At 64.8% G+C, this 17,783-nt stretch carries 20 protein-coding genes; 6 read left to right on the top strand and 14 right to left on the bottom strand.

Features of this window, described 5'->3' with window-relative positions; translation table 11 throughout:
* Positions 1–28 precede the first annotated feature (28 nt).
* Both nusB and ribH read right to left on the bottom strand, forming a co-directional pair.
* Positions 29–439 (bottom strand): transcription antitermination factor NusB, encoded by a 411-nt coding sequence (gene nusB, locus AN401_RS04275; RefSeq protein WP_094038579.1) that lies wholly within the window; start codon positions 437–439, stop codon positions 29–31.
* Positions 440–452: 13 nt separating this feature from the next.
* The gene (gene ribH, locus AN401_RS04270; protein WP_094038580.1) at positions 453–920 is read right to left on the bottom strand and encodes a 6,7-dimethyl-8-ribityllumazine synthase; all 468 of its coding nucleotides are present in this window, start codon (positions 918–920) and stop codon (positions 453–455) included.
* A gap of 393 nt (positions 921–1,313) precedes the next feature.
* On the opposite strand from ribH, the gene pflB reads away from it, so the two are divergent.
* From pflB to AN401_RS04255, 3 genes are all read left to right on the top strand, one after another.
* On the top strand, positions 1,314–3,596 hold the full coding sequence (pflB, locus tag AN401_RS04265; protein ID WP_096778629.1) for a formate C-acetyltransferase: 2,283 nt from the start codon (positions 1,314–1,316) through the stop codon (positions 3,594–3,596).
* A 287-nt stretch (positions 3,597–3,883) separates the two neighbouring features.
* Positions 3,884–4,627, top strand: a complete 744-nt coding sequence (pflA, locus tag AN401_RS04260) for a pyruvate formate lyase 1-activating protein (protein WP_096778628.1) — start codon at positions 3,884–3,886, stop codon at positions 4,625–4,627.
* A gap of 145 nt (positions 4,628–4,772) precedes the next feature.
* Complete coding sequence (locus tag AN401_RS04255) at positions 4,773–5,654, top strand: DMT family transporter (protein WP_096778627.1); 882 nt, start codon at positions 4,773–4,775, stop codon at positions 5,652–5,654.
* Between the two features lie 172 nt (positions 5,655–5,826).
* Here AN401_RS04255 and AN401_RS04250 read toward each other — a convergent pair whose 3' ends face one another.
* From AN401_RS04250 to glyA, 12 genes are all read right to left on the bottom strand, one after another.
* Positions 5,827–6,174 (bottom strand): HopJ type III effector protein, encoded by a 348-nt coding sequence (locus AN401_RS04250; RefSeq protein WP_096778626.1) that lies wholly within the window; start codon positions 6,172–6,174, stop codon positions 5,827–5,829.
* Between the two features lie 23 nt (positions 6,175–6,197).
* Complete coding sequence (locus AN401_RS04245; RefSeq protein ID WP_096778625.1) at positions 6,198–6,857, bottom strand: alpha/beta hydrolase; 660 nt, start codon at positions 6,855–6,857, stop codon at positions 6,198–6,200.
* A gap of 3 nt (positions 6,858–6,860) precedes the next feature.
* Complete coding sequence (locus tag AN401_RS04240) at positions 6,861–7,400, bottom strand: HutD/Ves family protein (RefSeq protein WP_096778624.1); 540 nt, start codon at positions 7,398–7,400, stop codon at positions 6,861–6,863.
* A 36-nt stretch (positions 7,401–7,436) separates the two neighbouring features.
* Positions 7,437–8,225 (bottom strand): biofilm regulation diguanylate cyclase SiaD, encoded by a 789-nt coding sequence (gene siaD / locus AN401_RS04235; protein WP_094038587.1) that lies wholly within the window; start codon positions 8,223–8,225, stop codon positions 7,437–7,439.
* The gene (gene siaC, locus AN401_RS04230) at positions 8,218–8,595 is read right to left on the bottom strand and encodes a biofilm regulation phosphoprotein SiaC (RefSeq protein ID WP_094038588.1); all 378 of its coding nucleotides are present in this window, start codon (positions 8,593–8,595) and stop codon (positions 8,218–8,220) included. Before siaC ends, siaD begins: the two co-directional genes overlap by 8 nt.
* A gap of 20 nt (positions 8,596–8,615) precedes the next feature.
* Positions 8,616–9,158: a biofilm regulation protein kinase SiaB gene (siaB, locus tag AN401_RS04225; RefSeq protein WP_096778623.1), complete on the bottom strand. Its 543-nt coding sequence runs from the start codon at positions 9,156–9,158 to the stop codon at positions 8,616–8,618.
* A 13-nt stretch (positions 9,159–9,171) separates the two neighbouring features.
* Positions 9,172–11,175, bottom strand: coding sequence for a biofilm regulation protein phosphatase SiaA (gene siaA, locus AN401_RS04220; protein WP_096778622.1), 2,004 nt, complete (start codon positions 11,173–11,175; stop codon positions 9,172–9,174).
* Positions 11,176–11,306: 131 nt separating this feature from the next.
* Complete coding sequence (ribBA, locus tag AN401_RS04215; protein ID WP_094038591.1) at positions 11,307–12,416, bottom strand: bifunctional 3,4-dihydroxy-2-butanone-4-phosphate synthase/GTP cyclohydrolase II; 1,110 nt, start codon at positions 12,414–12,416, stop codon at positions 11,307–11,309.
* A 13-nt stretch (positions 12,417–12,429) separates the two neighbouring features.
* Entirely contained in the window at positions 12,430–13,083 is a 654-nt protein-coding gene (locus AN401_RS04210; protein WP_094038592.1) for a riboflavin synthase, read from the bottom strand.
* Complete coding sequence (ribD, locus tag AN401_RS04205; protein WP_096778621.1) at positions 13,083–14,198, bottom strand: bifunctional diaminohydroxyphosphoribosylaminopyrimidine deaminase/5-amino-6-(5-phosphoribosylamino)uracil reductase RibD; 1,116 nt, start codon at positions 14,196–14,198, stop codon at positions 13,083–13,085. Before ribD ends, AN401_RS04210 begins: the two co-directional genes overlap by 1 nt.
* A complete protein-coding gene (nrdR, locus tag AN401_RS04200) occupies positions 14,199–14,648 on the bottom strand; it encodes a transcriptional regulator NrdR (RefSeq protein WP_094038594.1) in 450 nt (149 codons plus the stop codon).
* Positions 14,649–14,826: 178 nt separating this feature from the next.
* Positions 14,827–16,080, bottom strand: a complete 1,254-nt coding sequence (glyA, locus tag AN401_RS04195) for a serine hydroxymethyltransferase (RefSeq protein ID WP_094038595.1) — start codon at positions 16,078–16,080, stop codon at positions 14,827–14,829.
* Positions 16,081–16,368: 288 nt separating this feature from the next.
* Here glyA and AN401_RS04190 point away from each other — a divergent pair, with 288 nt between their 5' ends.
* From AN401_RS04190 to AN401_RS04180, 3 genes are read left to right on the top strand one after another with little or no spacing between them, the layout of a single operon-like run.
* A complete protein-coding gene (locus tag AN401_RS04190) occupies positions 16,369–16,986 on the top strand; it encodes a chaperone protein TorD (protein ID WP_232513381.1) in 618 nt (205 codons plus the stop codon).
* Complete coding sequence (locus AN401_RS04185) at positions 16,986–17,336, top strand: DUF2956 family protein (RefSeq protein ID WP_096778619.1); 351 nt, start codon at positions 16,986–16,988, stop codon at positions 17,334–17,336. The genes AN401_RS04190 and AN401_RS04185 overlap by 1 nt, the downstream gene beginning before the upstream one ends.
* Complete coding sequence (locus AN401_RS04180; protein ID WP_198401801.1) at positions 17,336–17,764, top strand: YqaA family protein; 429 nt, start codon at positions 17,336–17,338, stop codon at positions 17,762–17,764. Before AN401_RS04185 ends, AN401_RS04180 begins: the two co-directional genes overlap by 1 nt.
* Positions 17,765–17,783 lie beyond the last annotated feature (19 nt).

Below are 17,783 nucleotides of genomic sequence, written 5' to 3'. Positions count from 1 at the left end.
GCTGCTGGCTTTTTCCCGATGCTTGTCGTTATTTTTTCAACTGCTTGACAACCTTGTCGAGCACGCCGTTGACGAACTTGTGGCTCTCTTCGGCGGCGAAGGCCTTGGCCAACTCGATGGCTTCGTTGATCACTACCCGATAAGGCACATCCTCACGCCGGGTCAGCTCATAGGTGGCCAACCGCAGCACCGCCTTGTCCACCATATCGAGATCGGCCAGCGGACGGGACAGGTAGGGGGAAAACACCGCGTCCAGCTCGGCGGCGTGTACCGAGACCCCGAACAGCAGATCGCGGAAATAGTCCAGATCCACGCCCTTGGTGTCCTGCTCCAGCAGGAACTGCTGGGCGATGTCGGCCACGTTATCCTTGGTCATTTGCCACTGATAGATGGCCTGGGTGGCGAGGCGGCGGGCCTTGCGGCGTTCAGACGGTTTCAATGCAGTACTCCTCTTAGTCCAGCGCTTGCAGGACGTTGATCATTTCCAGTGCGCTGAGGGCCGCTTCCGCGCCCTTGTTGCCCGCCTTGGTGCCAGCGCGCTCGATGGCCTGTTCGATGTTTTCGGTGGTCAGCACGCCGAAGGCGATGGGCACTTCGAATTCCATCATCACGCTGGCCATGCCCTTGCTGTTCTCGTTGGCCACCAGGTCGAAGTGGTAGGTGCCGCCGCGGATGACACAGCCCAGGGCGACGATGGCGTCGTACTGGCCGCTCTTGGCGAGCTTCTTGCACACCAGCGGGATCTCGACCGCGCCGGGTACCCGTACCAGGGTGATGTTGTCGTCCTGTACCTGGCCCTGACGCTTGAGCACGTCTAGGGCGCCGGCCACCAGGCTGTCGTTGATAAAGCTGTTGAAGCGGGCGACCACGATCGCCACCTTGGCCTCGGGCGCGGCCATCAGCCCTTCGATTACCTTCATGGGAATCCTTGTTTGAACAAAAGTGCGCACATTCTAGCACAACCAGAGACTGACAAAAGCCTGAGTCCGATTAAGCGCTGATAGCGTCCCGCCGAAAAAATGGATCTGTTTTTTATTACCACATTGTATCACTCCAGTTATGTCCAAAGTGGTAGCGCAATGCTTTCTTTACTATGCTGTAACACGGCATGAAGTCTGGTGATTAAAGGAGGGGCTCGTAACGGGCCCATCGATGGCCACAGGTGAAAGTGTAGTAAAATTACATAAATTCAGAAGCCAAGGTTGATCCAGATCAACGGCCGGCCACCCCCTCGGCAGTAGTCTGAAGCCATCAGGTAATGGCGCCCGCACCTTGTCCATTCGGGCGTCGCCAGCCGTTCAGCGGAGGTTTTTATGGCACAGGTCAACAACAATTTCGAGCACGCCTGGCGCGGCTTCGGTGGCGAAAACTGGCAACAGGAAGTCAATGTACGCGACTTCATCCAGGCCAACTACAGCCCCTACGAGGGCGGCGACGGCTTCCTGGCCGGCCCTACCCCGGCCACCCTGGCCCTGTGGGAGCAGGTGATGAACGGCATCGCCGAGGAAAACCGCACCCACGCCCCGCTCGACTTCGACACCGACAATCCGTCCACCATCACCTCCCACGCCCCCGGCTACATCGACCGGGAGCTGGAGCAGGTGGTCGGCCTGCAGACCGAGGCGCCGCTCAAGCGCGCCATCCTGCCCTATGGCGGCGTGCGCATGGTCGAGGCCTCCTGCCAGGCCTATGGCCGCGAGCTGGACCCGCAGGTGAGCAAGGTGTTTTCCGACTACCGCAAGACCCACAACCAGGCGGTGTTCGACCTTTACACCAAGGACATCCTCAACTGCCGCAAGTCCGGGGTGCTCACCGGCCTGCCCGACGCCTACGGCCGTGGCCGCATCATCGGCGACTACCGCCGCTGCGCCCTCTACGGCGTGGACTTCCTGATCCGGGATAAAAAGGCCCAGATCGCCTCCACCCAGGCGGATCTGGAGGCGGGTATCGATCTGTCCCGCACCCTGCAGCTGCGCGAAGAGCTGGCCGAGCAGGTGCGCGCCCTGGCCGATCTCAAGACCATGGCCGCCGGCTACGGTTTCGACCTGGGCCGCCCCGCCGCCAATGCCAAGGAAGCGGTGCAATGGCTCTACTTCGCCTACCTGGCCGCCATCAAGTCCCAGAACGGCGCCGCCATGTCGCTGGGTCGCACTTCCACCTTCCTCGATGTGTATATCGAGCGGGATCTGCGTGAAGGCAGCCTCACCGAAGCCCAGGCCCAGGAGCTGGTGGATCACTTCATCATGAAGCTGCGCATGGTGCGCTTCCTGCGTACCCCCGAGTACGACGAGCTGTTCTCCGGCGATCCCATCTGGGCCACCGAGTCCCTGGCCGGCATGGGCCTGGACGGCCGCCCCCTGGTCACCAAGACCAGCTTCCGCTACCTGCACAGCCTGTACAACATGGGCCCCAGCCCGGAGCCGAACCTGACCGTGCTCTGGTCCGAGCAACTGCCGCGGGCGTTCAAGGAATACGTGGCCAAGGTCTCTATCGACACCTCCGCCATCCAGTACGAGAACGACGATCTGATGCGCGCGGACTTCGACTCCGACGACTACGCCATCGCCTGCTGCGTGTCGCCCATGGTGGTGGGCAAGCAGATGCAGTTCTTCGGTGCCCGCGCCAACCTGGCCAAGACCCTGCTCTACGCCATCAACGGCGGCGTGGACGAGAAGCTGAAAATCCAGGTCGGCCCCAGGGCCGAGCCGCTCAAGGGCGAGGTGCTGGACTATGAGCAGGTGATGAGCCGCCTCGACAGCCTGATGGACTGGCTGGCCACCCAGTACGTGACCGCCCTCAACGTGATCCACTACAGCCACGACAAGTATGCCTACGAGGCCATCCAGATGGCGTTCCACGACAAGGACGTGGTGCGCACCATGGCCTGCGGTATCGCCGGGCTGTCGGTAACCGCCGACTCCCTGAGCGCCATCAAGTACGCCAGGGTGAAACCGGTGCGCGACGAGTCCGGACTGGCGGTGGACTTCGAGATAGAGGGCGACTTCCCCAAATTCGGCAACAACGACGACCGGGTGGACGACATCGCCTGCGATCTGGTGCGCCGTTTCATGGACAAGATCAAGGCCCATCCCTGCTACCGGGATGCCATTCCGACCCAGTCGGTGCTGACCATCACCTCCAACGTGGTGTACGGCAAGAAAACCGGCAACACCCCGGACGGCCGCCGCGCCGGCGAGCCCTTCGGCCCCGGTGCCAACCCCATGCACGGCCGGGATGAAAAAGGCGCCCTGGCGTCGCTGACCTCGGTGGCCAAGCTGCCCTTCAGCCACGCCAAGGACGGTATCTCCTACACCTTCTCCATAGTGCCGAAGGCGCTGGGCAAGGATGAAGGGGGCCGGCAGCGCAACCTGGCGGCGCTGATGGACGGCTACTTCCATCACGAGGCCGGACGCGAGGGCGGCCAGCACCTCAACGTCAACGTGATGAACCGGGAGATGCTGCTCGACGCCATCGAGCATCCGGACAAGTACCCCCAGCTGACCATCAGGGTGTCGGGCTACGCGGTGCGCTTCAACGCCCTGACCCCCGAGCAGCAACGGGATGTGATCACCCGGACCTTTACCGAGTCGATGTAAAAGACGGGGGCTGGGGACTGGAGACTACAGTTATATCAGTGAAACAGACTGTCAGCCATTCTCCAGGCGGTCTCAAACAGACAACACTCAAGTCAAATCAGAAGGCCAAAGGGAGCGGCTCCGCCGACCGTCACATGCCAGGGATGGCATGTGCGAGCGTACAGGGAGGTATTTACAGCGTGTCGGCGGAGTTGGCCCTTTGGCCGACTTTCTCTTTAATGGCAAGCCATGCCGAAAATCCTGAACTCGGCATTTGGGCATGGCACCGACACTCCTGGGGAGGAACCATGGCCATTAGCGGACGAATCCATTCCACCGAAAGCTGCGCCACCGTCGACGGTCCCGGCATCCGCTTCCTGGTGTTTATGCAGGGCTGCCTGATGCGTTGCCTGTACTGCCACAACCGGGACAGCTGGGACACCGACGCCGGCCGCGAGGTCACGGTGGCCGAGCTGATGCCGGAGCTGCTCAGCTACCGGCCTTTTATGCGGGCGTCCGGCGGCGGCATCACCGTGTCCGGCGGCGAACCTCTGCTGCAGATGCCCTTCGTCACCGAGCTGTTCGAAGCCTGTAAGGCCGAGGGCCTGCACACCTGCCTGGACACCAACGGCTTCGTGCACCATCACGACGCCGCCCTCGACCGGCTGCTCGACAGCACCGATCTGGTGCTGCTCGATCTCAAGCATATCCGCGACGAACAGCATATCCCGCTGACCCAGGTCAGCAACCGCTTCGCCCTGGCGCTGGCCCGTTACCTGGCCGAACGGGGCCAGGCCATGTGGATCCGTCACGTGGTAGTGCCGGGCTGGAGCGACGACGAGGCCGACATCGACGCCCTGGGCCGCTTTATCGCCAGCCTGGGTCCGGCGGTGGAAAAGGTGGAGCTGCTGCCCTACCACAATCTGGGCAGCCACAAATGGGCCAGCTTCGGCCAGGCCTATCCGCTGGAAGGGCTTATGCCGCCCGGCACCGAAAAAATGGCGGCGCTCAAGGCCATCATGGAACGCCACCACCCCAACGTATCCGTTTGAGATCCTACCTTGCGCATGTGGCCGAGATTCGCGAGTGTGAAAATGCTCACGAATAACATAGAGTAGACGACTCAGTTACCATCGAAACTGTCGATGGCCATCACCACCGCCCGCCGGGCGGACTCTCTATATCGGGGTGTCGAGTATGCTGCCGGAACGGCGAGGCGATCTGTTCATTCTCACTGCCACCCTGCTGGCCTCCGCCGGCTGGCTGTTTTCCAAGGAAGCCCTCAACGGCCTGCCGCCCGCCGGCTTCGTCGGCTGGCGCTTCCTGCTCGCCGCCCTGCTGCTGCTGCCCTTCTGCTGGCGGCAGTTGCTGGCCATTCCCGCCGCCAACCTGCTCAAGGCCGGCGCCGTCGGCACCATCATGGGCATGAACCTGCTGTTCTGGATACTGGCGGTGTCCCACAGCGAGGGCATCGGCGAGGGAGCCTTTATCATGAGCCTGTCGATGCTGATGGTACCGCTGGTGGCCTGGCTGCTGTTCAAGGAGCGGCCCAACCGCGCCTTCTGGACCGCCCTGCCCATCGCCGTCTCGGGCCTGTTCCTGCTCACCATGGGCAGCGGCCTCAGCCTGTCCCTCGGCCAGTTGCTGTTCCTGCTGGCGTCGCTGTCGATGGCGCTCTATTTCAACCTCAACAGCCGCTTTGCCCGCCGTATTCCGCCGGTGGCCCTGACCTTTCTGCACCTGGCGGTGACCGGGGTGATGAACCTGCTCTACTCCGCGCTGTTCGAGCAGTGGCCGGAGCGGATACCGTCCCAGACCTGGGGCTGGTTCGCCGCCAGCGTGCTGCTGGCGACCTCGCTGCGCTTCGCCTGCCAGACCATGGGCCAGAAGTTCAGCAACGTGGCCAATGCCGCCATCATCATGATGCTGGAGCCGGTGTGGACGGTATTGATCAGCGTGTTCTGGTATCTGGAGCCGATGCCGCCCCAGAAAATCGCGGGCTGCGTGCTGATCCTGCTGGCCCTGCTCAGCTACCGCAGCCGCAACCTGCTGGCCTGGTACCGCACCAGGTGGAAGTGAGCAGGCTCCCGCTGCAGGGTCGAATTTATTCGACCGAACCCCGGCGCCGTTGGTGGGTGGTCCACTGAAGTGGACCCTACGGCAGGCTCCGGTGCATCCTGTAGGGTCGAATTTATTCGACCAGAAGCAGCTCCGGGTATTCGGACGGTCGATTGAAACCGACCCTTGGGCCTTACGCCTTGGGAGCCAGCGGCTGAGCCGAAAACTCGATGCCGAGCCAGCCGGTTTTGATAAAGTTGCGGATATTCTGGTGGTCCCGGCCCTCGGGGTTGCCAAGCACGTCGTCACGGTAGAAGGCGCCGAAGCAGGCCAGGGTTTCTTCCTCGCTGAAGCCTTGCAGGCGGGCGAAGGCGAACAGCTTGCAGGAGCCGTTGTTCTGCCCCGCCGGGTTCTCCTGATCGCCGTTGGTAAAGGCGGTGGGAGTGAAGTCATAGAGGCTGTCGACCAGGGCGATCACCTCGGCGAATTCGATTGTTTCGGGGGCCTGCTCGAGCTTTTGCTGCAATTCGTTGATGTTCATTTGCTTACCTTGGTTATTGCGGATTAGGCCGGCGCCAGGGCACGGCACAGAAAACGGGAAATATCCCGGATCTCGGCGGCACAGACGCTGTGCTCCATGGGGTAGCTGTGGTATTCGGGCAGGAGGCCGAGCCGCTCCAGCTCCCGGCAGGCCTTCTGCCCCAGCAGCTCGGGCACCACCGGATCCCGGCTGCCATGCAGTACCTGCACCGGCAGTTGCCGGTTGGCGTCATTGAGTTCCAGGCTGGCGGCGGTCGCGAAATAGGTGGACATGGCGACCAGGCCGCCCAGGGGCCGGTCGAAGCCGAGCGCCGCCTCGTAGGCCACGGCGCCGCCCTGGGAAAACCCGGCCAGCACGATGCGGCGACTGTCGATGCCCTGCCCGATTTGTTGCTCAATCAAGGCCTGCACCGCCCGGGCCGAGGCCCGCAGCTGGGTCTCGTCCACCTTGCGCTCTATCTCCAGCGACAGGATATCGTACCAGGCCGGCATCACGAAGCCGCCGTTGACGGTGACCGGAATGGCCGGCGCATGGGGAAAGAGAAAACGCACCCGCAGCTCGGGTGGCAGCCCCAGCTCGGGCACTATGGGGGCGAAATCGTGGCCGTCGGCGCCCAGGCCGTGCAGCCAGATCACGCAGGCATCGGGCTCAGGCCCGGTCTCTCGTTCGATATAGGGCAGCATGGTTCAGGCTCCGTCAAGGGGATAAAGGGTGATTTCCACCAGCACCTCGGCCTGCTCCCCGGCCGCCAACGCCAGGGCTTCCCCCGGCGCCAGCACCCAGAGCTCGGGCACGTCGGCATGCCGGTACAGCAGGCGGGCCCGGGGGTGCTCGCTGCGGTAGCGCTGGCCGGGCGCCAGACGGTGAACCGCCGTTTCGGCCCGGCCCCAGTGGCGGGCGGCCATCACATTGAAGTCCAGGCAGGCACCGCCCAGCAGCCGGCAGTCCACCGCCGTCTCGCCGTTGAAGTGCAGGGGGACAAAGGGTTCCGTCATCCGCCGCCGTTCGCCGGCCATCTCCAGTTCGAAACCGTCGCCGTCCACCAGCATCAGAGTGCGATCGATGCCGGGAAAGAAGGAAAAGGGGCCGCTTTGCCCCACCCGGGCCATGGAGACCCGCAGTTCGAGATCGCCCTCGACGGGTTGCCGGTACAGTTCCCGGGTGGTGCCGCCGCCGTTTTTCCAGGGCATGTCGACGAAGTCCGCCGGCCCCAACAAGGTTGCCATTTGTCTCTTTCCTGAATTGAAGTTTGCCTGTCCCGCTCAGGGGACGGCCACCTGCAGCCGGTCCCGGCCGCTGCGCTTGGCCCGGATCAGCTCGCCGTCGGCCCGGTTGATGGTCCTGTCCAGCGCTTCATGGGGCTGATAGGCGGTGAGCCCCACGCTCACGCTGAGCAGCAGTTGCTCGTCGATGTCCGCCAGCCGCAGGCCGCGCACCGCTTCCATGATCCGCTCGACCAGTTGCCGGGCCTGCTCGAGGCGGGTATCCGGCAACAGCAGCATGAATTCCTCGCCGCCCCAGCGGGCACAGAGATCGTAACCGCGCAGCTGGCCACCGATGGCCTGGGCCAGCAGGCAGAGCACCCGGTCGCCCACGTCGTGACCGAAGGCATCATTGATGCGCTTGAAATGATCCACGTCCAGCATCGCCAGGCAGAACGGGGCACTACCGCGCCGGCAGCGTTCCTGCTCCTCTCCCAGCCGCTCCATCAGCAACCGGCGGTTGGCCAGGCCGGTGAGGGGATCGCGCAGGGCCGCCTGCTTGAGCCGGTCGTTGAGTTCGAGCAGGCTGCGCTGGTAGCGATCGGAAATGCGGGTGATCTTCTCCAGCCGGCGCAGTTGCCTGTCGTACTGCTGCAACAGATCCTCGGTCTGGGAGCGGGCCAGATCATAGCTGCAGTCGGAGATGCGCAGCAGCCGCTCCAGCCGGAGGCGATGCTCCCTGTCCCGCTCCAGCAGCACCTTCAATACCGGCAGCAGGGGGTTGTCCCTGTGCTCCGGGGCGCTCAGCAGCCGTTCCAGCTCGGCGTCGTCGGGCAGCCGGCTAGTCATGGGGCAGGATATCGAAGGGGAAGCTGCAGTCTTCCCTGAACTCCTCGGCCAGCTCCACCACCCGTTCGTTGTCCGGATCGTAGAACCACTGCACCAGCACCTGCCGGCCCTGCCCGAAGGCCGCCTCCAGCAGGTCGAAGATGTCCATCATGGCCTTGACGCTGCTGGTGTTCATGTAGATGAGCCTAAGCTCCAGGCGCAGCGGGCGCTCGGCCTGTGCCAGAAACTGTTCCACCCATTCGATCACCTCGTTGAAGAACTCGAAGGAGTTTTCGGGATAGGAGTCGCCGCTCATGGCGACCACGCCGGTATCCGGGTTGCAGAGAATGTCCGGGGTGGATCGGGTTCCTGTGATATTCAACGACTTCATAGCTAATTCCGGGTTCACGCTCATATTACCGCCAATAAACTGAAAAACCCCCGGCCTTCGCCGGTGTCCACCAGCTTGGCCGTCATCGGCCGGGAAGACTTCCTGGCCACGTCCAGCAGGCCCAGACCGGCACCGGTGCCGCTGTCTTCCGCCCTCGGCTGGCGCAGCTGGGTCTTGTAGGCCGCCTTCAGCGCCGCCTTGTCCATGCCGGCCAGCTGTTCGATACGCCGGCACAGGGCCTGGCCATCGGCCAGCTCGACCCGGTTGCCCGCCAGCACCATATAGTGGCCGTCCTCTCCCCGCGCCACCACCACGGTGGCGGCGCCGTCGCGCTCGCTGTAGCCCATGCGGCCGGCGTAATGGCGGATGTTCTGGGTCAGTTCGATATAGACCCCGAACACGTCCATGGCCGCGGCGGGCAGGGCATTCTCCGCCTGCAGGTAGTTGCGCAGGGCATTGCCGATTTCCTCGATAAGACTACGGGAAATGGGACCGTTGAAACAGAGCAGTATCTGGTTTTCGTTGAATTGCTCCCGGATCGAAAGCAGGTCTATGGCTGGCATCGGAATCCCTCGTTCAGCATGCGTCGATTTTAAAGGCGAGCAGGGTAATGTCGTCCCGCTGCGGATGGCTGCCCCTGTAGTCGTCCAGCGCCTGGCGCAGCGCCTCGGCCTGCTCCGCCAGGGGCAGCCGGGAATGGGTACGCAGCAGCTCCCGGAAGCGGCTGCCGCCCAGGCCAAAGCCCTTGGTGCCGCCGGCCTGATCCAGGTAGCCATCGGTGGCCAGGTAGTAGATATGGTCGGCACTCAGGGGAATGCGGCTGTCCTCGAAGCGGGCATCGCGCCTGTCCAGCAGGGTCCGCCGGCTGCCCTTGCATTCCTCCACCCGCTCGCCGTCGCTGTAATAGAGCGACATCTTGGCGCCGGCGAACACCAGTTGGCCCGCGCCCGGATCCACGCAGGCCAGGCCCACGTCCATGTTGGTGGCCAGGCCCCGCGGCAGATCGCAGTCCTGCAGCATGCCGCGCAGGGTCGCATCCGCCAGCGTCAGCACGGCCGCCGGTGACGTCATGCCCCGCTCGCGGATGGCGTGATCCAGCGCCGCCCGGGCCAGCATGGTCATCAGCGCGCCCGGCACCCCGTGGCCGGCGCAGTCGACCACGCCCACCAGGAAGCGTCCCTCCTCGCCGGGATGGAACAGGTAGAAGTCGCCGCCTACCACGTCCCGCGGGTGCCAGAGCACGAAGTGGTGCTCGCCCAGCACCTGGGTCAGTTGTTGATCCGGCAGTATGGCGCGCTGGATCAGGCTGGCGTAGTCGATGGAGTCGTTGATCTGCTGGTGGGCCTGGCGCATCCGGCGGTTGGCCTCTTCCAGCTCGCGGGTACGGTGTTGCACCTTCTGCTCCAGCTCCCGGGTGTGGCTGCGCACCTTGTCGGCCATCACCCCGAAGGCCTGGCTGAGATCGCCGATTTCATCCCCCGAGGGCGGCGGCAGGGAGACATCATAACGGCCCTGGGCGATGGCGGTGGCCGAGCCCTGCAGCCGGCGCAGGGGCCTGAGCATGATCCTGTCCACCGCGTAGACCAGGGCCAGCAGCAGCACCGCCAGCATGACGACGAAGGCCGCGAGGGCGCTGTTGACGAAGCCGGCCTCCAGCACCTGGGCCGCGTTCATGTCCACCGCGGTCACCAGGTACCAGCCCAGTTCGGGAATGAAGCTCACCGCCAGCAGCTGGCGCCGTCCGTCCAGGCTGAACCAGCCGGTACCGACGGTGTCGGGGGCCGACGCGGCCTCGCGCATCAGTTGGCCCAGGCGTTCGCCCTCGGCCGTTGAACCGAGCAGTTCGGGCAGGGTGCGCTGCTCGCCGCGGATGCCGGCGGCCGACCCCAGGGCGATCAGCGCAGGGTCCGGATGAGCCTGGAAGGCGCCCCGCTCGTCGATGATCATGGGCGTCACCCCCAGCTCGTCGGTGGCGATGAACTCCTGGATAAAGCGGGTCAGATCGATGCCGGTACCGGCCAGGCCGAGGGGACGCCCCTCCTCCTCCACCAGCACGTTCAGCCACACCCGGGTGGTGCCGAGGCGGCTGTCGCGGTTGACGTTGATATTGAGCTTGTCGCCGCTGGCCAGGATATTGAAAAACCATTGGTCGTCGGCGCTGTCGGGGTCGAGCCGGTACTGGGGGGCGCCGGTAAAGGGCTTGTCCGGCTCCCGGTAGTAGTAGTCGCGGCTGCCGGCGCTGATCAGGAAGTAGGAATGACTGCTGAAATCAGCGGCGAAGCCTTCGGCTTCACGGAACAGCAGGGCCTTGCCGGCCTCGTCCGCCTCGTCCCGCAACCATTGGCGGGTCAGCACCGAGTCGGCGAAACGCCGGGCCAGGGCCAGATCCCGGGACAGGGGCACCAGCAGGTTCTGCCGGTTGAGCTGGGTGAAATTGCGGGCATAGGCCTGGCCGAAATGCTCCTGCACCGAGGCCAGCATCCGCCAGCCGATGCCGCCGGCCGGGACGAAGGCGAGCAGGCAGGCAATCAACAACGCGAGCACGGACTTTGCCCTGAGTCCCCGACCCCAGATGGCCATAGGCTCTCCTGTTACCTTGATTGGCTGTTCCTTTGGTGAGGCGGCCATTGTTGCCCCATCCGGACCAAAACTCAATCGGCGCCGAATAAAAAGCCCGCTCGGAAGCGGGCTTCGTGATCGGGGGCCGGCCATCAGTCGGTGATGTAGTCCACCACTTCCAGGCCGAAGCCGGACAGGGCATGGTAGCGCTTGGGCGAACTCAGCAGCCGCATCTTGCCCACACCCATGGCACGCAGGATTTGCGAGCCCACCCCCACCCGGCGGGAGGTGCCCTGCCACTTGGCGCCCTCGGGCCGCTCGCCCCGGTCCACCGCCTCGAAGGTGCGCACCAGGGACAGCAGGTGATCCGGGGTTTCCTCCTTGCCGAGGATCACCAGCACGCCGCCTTCCTCGGCGATGCGGGCCATGGACTTGGTCAGCGGCCAGGTGCGGGCGGCGTGGCGGTCGGTCATCAGCACGTCGGTCAGCACGTCGTGGATATGCACCCGCACCAGGGTCGGCTGCTCGGCCTGGATCTCGCCCTTCTTCAGGGCGAAGTGCACCTGGTTGTCGATGGTGTCGCGGAAGGTAACCAGTTCGAAGTCGCCGTATTCGGTGGGCAGATGGCAGCGGGCCACCTGCTCGATGGTGGTCTCGTTCTGGTTGCGGTATTCGATCAGATCGGCGATGGTGCCGAGCTTGATGCCATGCTGTTCGGCGAACTTCTCCAGATCCGGGCGCCGGGCCATGGTGCCGTCTTCGTTCAGGATCTCGACGATCACCGCCGCCGGCTCCAGTCCCGCCAGCCGCGCCAGGTCGCAGCCCGCTTCGGTGTGGCCGGCGCGGGTCAGCACGCCGCCGTTCTGGGCCTTGAGCGGGAAGATATGGCCCGGCTGCACCAGATCCGCCGCCTTGGCATCCCTGGCCACCGCCGCCTGCACGGTGCGGGCCCGGTCGGCGGCAGAAATGCCGGTGGTAACGCCTTCGGCGGCCTCGATGGACACGGTGAAGGCGGTGGAGAACTGCTCGGTGTTGCGGCTGACCATCAGCGGCAGATCCAGCTGGCGGCAACGGGCCTCGGTCAGGGTCAGGCAAATCAGCCCCCGGCCGTATTTGGCCATGAAGTTGATGTCTTCCGGCCGCACATGCTCGGCGGCCATGATCAGGTCGCCCTCGTTTTCCCGGTCCTCGTCATCCATCAGGATGACCATTTTGCCCTGACGAAGATCGTCGATGATTTCCTGGGTACTGCTTAAGGCCATGGTGTTCTCCTTGTTATTTCACGAATCCGCTGGCGGCCAGGGTCGCCAGCGTCAGTCCGCCCTGTGGTGATGCGGGCGCACCGCTCAGCAGGCGCTCCAGATAACGGGCTATGATATCCACCTCCAGGTTGACCGACCGGCCCGGTTGCCAGTCGTCCAGGGTGGTTTCTTGTAATGTATGGGGTACCAGGGTCAGTTTAAAGGCCGCCCCGGCCACCGCGTTCACCGTCAGGCTGATGCCGTCGACGGTAATGGAGCCTTTTTCGGCGATATAGCGGGCCAGCTCCCCGGGCGCCTCCACCCACAGCTCCAGGCTGCTGCCGAGCCGGGCGCGGCTTTTCACCCGCCCCACCCCGTCCACATGGCCGGAGACGATATGGCCGCCCAGCCGGCTGGTGGGCAGCAGCGCCTTCTCCAGGTTGACCCTCTGCCCCGCCTGGTAATCGGCGAAGCCGGTGCGGGCGATGGTTTCGCCGGACACGTCGGCACAGTAGTAGTCCTTGCCCAGTTCGGTGACGGTGAGGCAGACGCCGTTGGTGGCGATGGAGTCGCCCAATTTGACGTCGGACAGGTCCAGCCCGGGACAGTGGATCCTGATCACCGACTCCTTGCCCTGACGGCGGATGGCCGCAAGCAGGCCCGTGGCTTCAACGATACCGGTAAACATCAGTTTATTACCCTTGCAGTCAGTTTAAGATCACCACCCACCCGGCGGCAGTCGCGCCATTCGAGCCGGGGCACGGCATCCATGGCGGTCAGCTCCGGCAGCTCGAACAGGCCGCGGGCGCCGCTGCCCATCAGCTTGGGCGCCTGGTAGAGCACCAACTCGTCCACCAGCCCCTGGCCGAGCAGGGCGCCGCACAAGGTAGCCCCCGCCTCCACCCACAGTTGGTTCAGCTGGCGCCGGCCCAGCTCGTCGAGCAGCAGCGGCAGGTCGAGTTTGCCGTTGTCGGCGAGCGGCAAGACGCATTCTTCCACCTGGGGGCCGAAGCCGCCGCTCACCCGGCCGCGCAGCAGCAATACGGGGCCGGGCACGGCGAACAGCCTCAGCCCCGGATGCAGCCGGTTGCGGCTGTCGATCAGGATGCGCAGCGGCTGGCGCAGCCCGGCCTCGGGGTACTGCTCCCGCACCGAGGCGGGCAGCTCATGCCAGCGCACGTTGAGGGCGGCGTCGTCGGCCAGCACGGTGTCGGCCCCGGACAGCACGGCGCAGCTCAGGGCCCGGTGGCGCTGTACGTCCCGCCTGGCCTCGGAGCCGGTGATCCACTTGCTCTCGCCGTTGGCCAACGCGGTACGGCCATCGAGGCTGGCAGCCAGCTTGACGGTCACGAAGGGCCGGCCGGTGCGCATGCGGTGCAGAAAGCCGACGTTGACCGCCTCCGCCGCCGCCGTCATCAGGCCGGCCTCGGCCCGGATGCCCGCCGCCTGCAGCATGGCCAGTCCCCGCCCGGCGACCCGGGGGTTGGGATCCACCATGGCCGCCACCACCCGGGCCACTCCGGCGTCGATCAGGCCCTGGGCACAGGGCGGGGTGCGGCCGTGGTGGGAGCAGGGCTCCAGGGTGACGTAGGCGGTGGCGCCCCGGGCTCGGGGGCCGGCCTGGCGCAGGGCGAACACCTCGGCGTGGGGTTCGCCGGCTTTTTGGTGATGGCCCTCGCCGACCAGTTCGCCTTCATGGACGATAACGCAGCCCACCGCCGGATTGGGGCTGGTGGTAAAGCGGCCACGACCGGCCAGGGTTAGCGCCCTGGCCATCCAGGACGCATCTTCTTTGCTGAACACTTATTGCTCCAGACGGGCTATTTCCTCGCCGAATTGGCGCAGATCCTCGAAACAGCGGTAAACGGAGGCGAAGCGGATATAGGCGACCTTGTCGAGCTGCTTGAGCTCTTCCATCACCAGGTTGCCGATAAGCTCTGACTTGACTTCCCGCTCGCCGGTGGCGCGCAGCTGGGACTTGATGCGGCTGATGGCCTGCTCGATGGCCTCGGTGCTGACCGGCCGTTTTTCCAGCGCCCGCTGCATGCCGGCTTCCAGCTTGTCTTCGTTGAAGGGCTCGCGAATGCCGGTGGTCTTGATCACGCGGGGCATCACCAGCTCGGCGGTCTCGAAGGTGGTAAACCGCTCCCTGCAGGCATTGCATTCCCGCCGCCGGCGTACCTGCAGGCCGTCCCCCACCAGACGGGAGTCGATGACCTTGGTTTCGGTTGCGTTACAGAAGGGGCAGTGCATGGTGCCTCCGCGGAGCCGGCGATGGCCCTAGTGTAAAGAAGCGGGTTGGAGATTGCCAGTGGGACGGGGACTGGGGATTAGGGACTCGGGATTAACCAGTCCCCAATCCCCAGTCCCTAATCCCGGCCCTAACAAAACGGGGTCCGAAGACCCCGTTTGATATTGCCGTCAACGACAATCAGGCATAGACCGGGAAGCGGCGGCAGATATCCAGTACCTGCTCCTTCACCCGGGCGATGGTGGCGTCGTCGTTGATGTTGTCGAGCACGTCGCAGATCCAGTTGGCCAGCTCGCGCACCTCGGCTTCCTTGAAGCCGCGGCGGGTCACCGCCGGGGTACCGATACGGATGCCGGACGTCACGAACGGAGAGCGCGGATCGTTGGGCACGGCGTTCTTGTTCACGGTGATGAAGGCGCGGCCCAGGGCGGCGTCGGCTTCCTTACCGGTGATGTCCTTGTCGATCAGGTCGAGCAGGAACAGGTGGTTGTGGGTACCGCCGGACACCACCTTGTAGCCGCGCTTCTGGAACTCGTCGGCCATGGCCTGGGCGTTCTTCAGCACCTGGCCCTGGTACTCCTTGAACTCGGGCTCCATGGCTTCCTTGAAGGCCACCGCCTTGGCGGCGATGATGTGCATCAGGGGACCGCCCTGGCCGCCGGGGAAGACGGCGGAGTTCAGCTTCTTCTCCAGCTCTTCGTCGTTGGAGGCGGACAGGATCAGGCCGCCACGGGGACCGGCCAGGGTCTTGTGGGTGGTGGAAGTCACCACGTGGGCGTGGGCGATCGGGCTCGGGTAGTGACCGGCGGCGATCAGACCCGCCACGTGGGCCATGTCCACCATGAACCAGGCACCGACCTTGTCGGCGATTTCGCGCATGCGCGCCCAGTCGACCAGGCCGGAGAAGGCGGAGAAGCCACCGATGATCATCTTGGGCTTGTGCTCGACCGCCAGGCGCTCCATCTCTTCGTAATCCAGCACGCCCTGCTCGTTGATGCCGTAGGGGATGATGTTGTACATCTTGCCGGAGAAGTTGGCGGGAGAGCCGTGAGTCAGGTGGCCACCGTGAGCCAGGTTCATGCCCATGACGGTGTCGCCGGGCTTGACCAGGGCCATGAAGACGGCGGCGTTGGCCTGGGAGCCGGAGTGGGGCTGGACGTTGGCGTAGGTGGCGCCGAACAGCTGCTTGGCGCGCTCGATGGCCAGCTCTTCGGCGATGTCGACATACTCGCAGCCGCCGTAGAAACGCTTGCCCGGGTAGCCTTCGGCGTACTTGTTGGTCAGCTGGGAACCCTGCGCCTGCATCACCCGGGGGCTGGTGTAGTTTTCGGAAGCAATCAGCTCGATATGCTCTTCCTGACGCTGGGTTTCATCGCTGATGGCCTGCCACAGCTGGGGATCATAATCGGCGATATTCATGTCACGCTTTAACATCCGTTTCTCCTGACTCGTGCGGTTATCACTGTTGGGGCTAGAGTTTACCCCCAAGGCGCGGCCCGGCCTAGCCCCGGCGAGGAAGTTATCAACATTTTTTTATCTTTATGTTGAAAAGTTCACAAAAAGTTGAAGGAAGCATAACAAGCTCATCATGCTCCCGCTACCGGGCCACGGGCTGGATATAGCGCCCAAACCCGATAGAATAGGCGTTTTCGCCCGTGGCGACGGGATCCGCCGGCCGCGCCGGGCACCCAAACAAATGTTGAGGGGAATATGCAAGATTTCATGGTTACCTCGCACCGCCGAGCCGAACTCTATCACTGGTTTACCGCCCTCTTCGCCGCCCCCCTGGCCGACAGCGAGATCCGCGAGTTCAGCGGCTACGACATGCACGCCTTCCTGGACAGCCTGGCCACCCTGGATCCCCTGAAGGCCGCCACCGAGGCCTTTCGCCGGCAGGCCGAGCGGGTGGCCCGGCTGAAAAAGCCCCATGCGGAACTGACTGAGCAGTACGGCCGGCTGTTCGGCCAACCCTCGCTGCTGGACACCTCGACCCTGGCACCGCCGGAAGACGAAGCCCTGGTGCTGATGTCGGTGCTGCTCAAGCAGCATGGCACGCACTTGGACGATGACGATCCACTCAATATCTGCAACCAGCTGGAAATGATGGGCACCCTGGCCCTGGCCGCCGCCGGTGCCGCCGAGCGGGGGGACGAGCCGGCACGCCGGGCCCTGCTCGACCAGCAGCGGGAGCTGGCCAACCAGCTGATCATCGGCTGGCTGCCCACCTTCGCGGCCGCCTGCCGGGAGCAGGACGAGTTCGGCTTCTATGCCGCCGCCGCCGAACTGCTGCAGGCCATGTTCAGCATGGATCTGCACTACCTCAACAACGTGGCCGACTGATGCGTTACCAAAAGAACAGGCCCGCCGAGGCCTCGCCCCAGACCCAGAGCGAGGCCGAGCGCATCGCCCGGGCCACCCAACGCCCGGGCCAGACCAAGGAGCAGACCCGACTGATCGCCCAGGGCATCCAGAAGGGCATAGAGGAATACAAGAAGCAGCAGAAGGCGAAGGCCCGCGCCGCCGACAAGGCGCGCAAGCAGCAGGCCCGCCGCCAGGATGAAGATGCGGCGGACGAGGCCTTGCCGCTGGACGAGGCGCCGGCCCCGTCATCCAGCGCCCTGCTGCCCTGGCTGCTGCTGGCGCTGAGCTGGCTCGGCTTCGGCCTCTATCTCTGGCTCATGCGCGGCTGATGGATTTTTTTATCGTCTTCGCCAGCAGCCTGCTGGCCGCCACCGTGGCGCCCTTCGCTTCCGAGGTGGTGCTGACGGCGGTGCTCAGCCGCCAGCCCGACGCCGCCGTGCTGCTCTGGGCCCTGGCCAGCGTGGGCAACACCCTGGGTTCGGTGGTCAACTGGTGGCTGGGCAAGTACCTGCTGCACTACCAGGACAGGCGCTGGTTTCCGGTCAAGCCGGTGCAGCTGGCCCGGGCCCAGCACTGGTTCAACCGCTTCGGGGTCTGGACCCTGCTGCTGGGCTGGCTGCCGGTGGTGGGCGATCCCCTCACCTTTATCGCCGGGGTGATGCGGGTGCGGCTGGCCCTGTTCGTGACCCTGGTGTTTATCGGCAAGGCCGGCCGCTACCTTACCGTGATCTGGTTCGCCGAGCGGTTGTTGCTGTAACCCGGGCAAGCGTCGCCCC

The organism is Zobellella denitrificans (assembly GCF_002407485.1).
Lineage (GTDB): Bacteria > Pseudomonadota > Gammaproteobacteria > Enterobacterales > Aeromonadaceae > Oceanimonas > Oceanimonas denitrificans.
This window is presented reverse-complemented; position numbering and strand designations above follow the sequence as displayed.

Excerpts from the sequence above, each read along its gene's own strand:
- ribH (WP_094038580.1), bottom strand. The coding sequence starts at position 920 with ATGAAGGTAATCGAAGGGCTGATGGCCGCGCCCGAGGCCAAGGTGGCG.
- pflB (WP_096778629.1), top strand. The coding sequence starts at position 1,314 with ATGGCACAGGTCAACAACAATTTCGAGCACGCCTGGCGCGGCTTCGGT.
- pflA (WP_096778628.1), top strand. The coding sequence starts at position 3,884 with ATGGCCATTAGCGGACGAATCCATTCCACCGAAAGCTGCGCCACCGTC.
- AN401_RS04255 (WP_096778627.1), top strand. The coding sequence starts at position 4,773 with ATGCTGCCGGAACGGCGAGGCGATCTGTTCATTCTCACTGCCACCCTG.
- AN401_RS04250 (WP_096778626.1), bottom strand. The coding sequence starts at position 6,174 with ATGAACATCAACGAATTGCAGCAAAAGCTCGAGCAGGCCCCCGAAACA.
- AN401_RS04245 (WP_096778625.1), bottom strand. The coding sequence starts at position 6,857 with ATGCTGCCCTATATCGAACGAGAGACCGGGCCTGAGCCCGATGCCTGC.
- AN401_RS04240 (WP_096778624.1), bottom strand. The coding sequence starts at position 7,400 with ATGGCAACCTTGTTGGGGCCGGCGGACTTCGTCGACATGCCCTGGAAA.
- siaD (WP_094038587.1), bottom strand. The coding sequence starts at position 8,225 with ATGACTAGCCGGCTGCCCGACGACGCCGAGCTGGAACGGCTGCTGAGC.
- siaC (WP_094038588.1), bottom strand. The coding sequence starts at position 8,595 with ATGAAGTCGTTGAATATCACAGGAACCCGATCCACCCCGGACATTCTC.
- siaB (WP_096778623.1), bottom strand. The coding sequence starts at position 9,158 with ATGCCAGCCATAGACCTGCTTTCGATCCGGGAGCAATTCAACGAAAAC.
- siaA (WP_096778622.1), bottom strand. The coding sequence starts at position 11,175 with ATGGCCATCTGGGGTCGGGGACTCAGGGCAAAGTCCGTGCTCGCGTTG.
- ribBA (WP_094038591.1), bottom strand. The coding sequence starts at position 12,416 with ATGGCCTTAAGCAGTACCCAGGAAATCATCGACGATCTTCGTCAGGGC.
- AN401_RS04210 (WP_094038592.1), bottom strand. The coding sequence starts at position 13,083 with ATGTTTACCGGTATCGTTGAAGCCACGGGCCTGCTTGCGGCCATCCGC.
- nrdR (WP_094038594.1), bottom strand. The coding sequence starts at position 14,648 with ATGCACTGCCCCTTCTGTAACGCAACCGAAACCAAGGTCATCGACTCC.
- glyA (WP_094038595.1), bottom strand. The coding sequence starts at position 16,080 with ATGTTAAAGCGTGACATGAATATCGCCGATTATGATCCCCAGCTGTGG.
- AN401_RS04190 (WP_232513381.1), top strand. The coding sequence starts at position 16,369 with ATGGTTACCTCGCACCGCCGAGCCGAACTCTATCACTGGTTTACCGCC.
- AN401_RS04185 (WP_096778619.1), top strand. The coding sequence starts at position 16,986 with ATGCGTTACCAAAAGAACAGGCCCGCCGAGGCCTCGCCCCAGACCCAG.
- AN401_RS04180 (WP_198401801.1), top strand. The coding sequence starts at position 17,336 with ATGGATTTTTTTATCGTCTTCGCCAGCAGCCTGCTGGCCGCCACCGTG.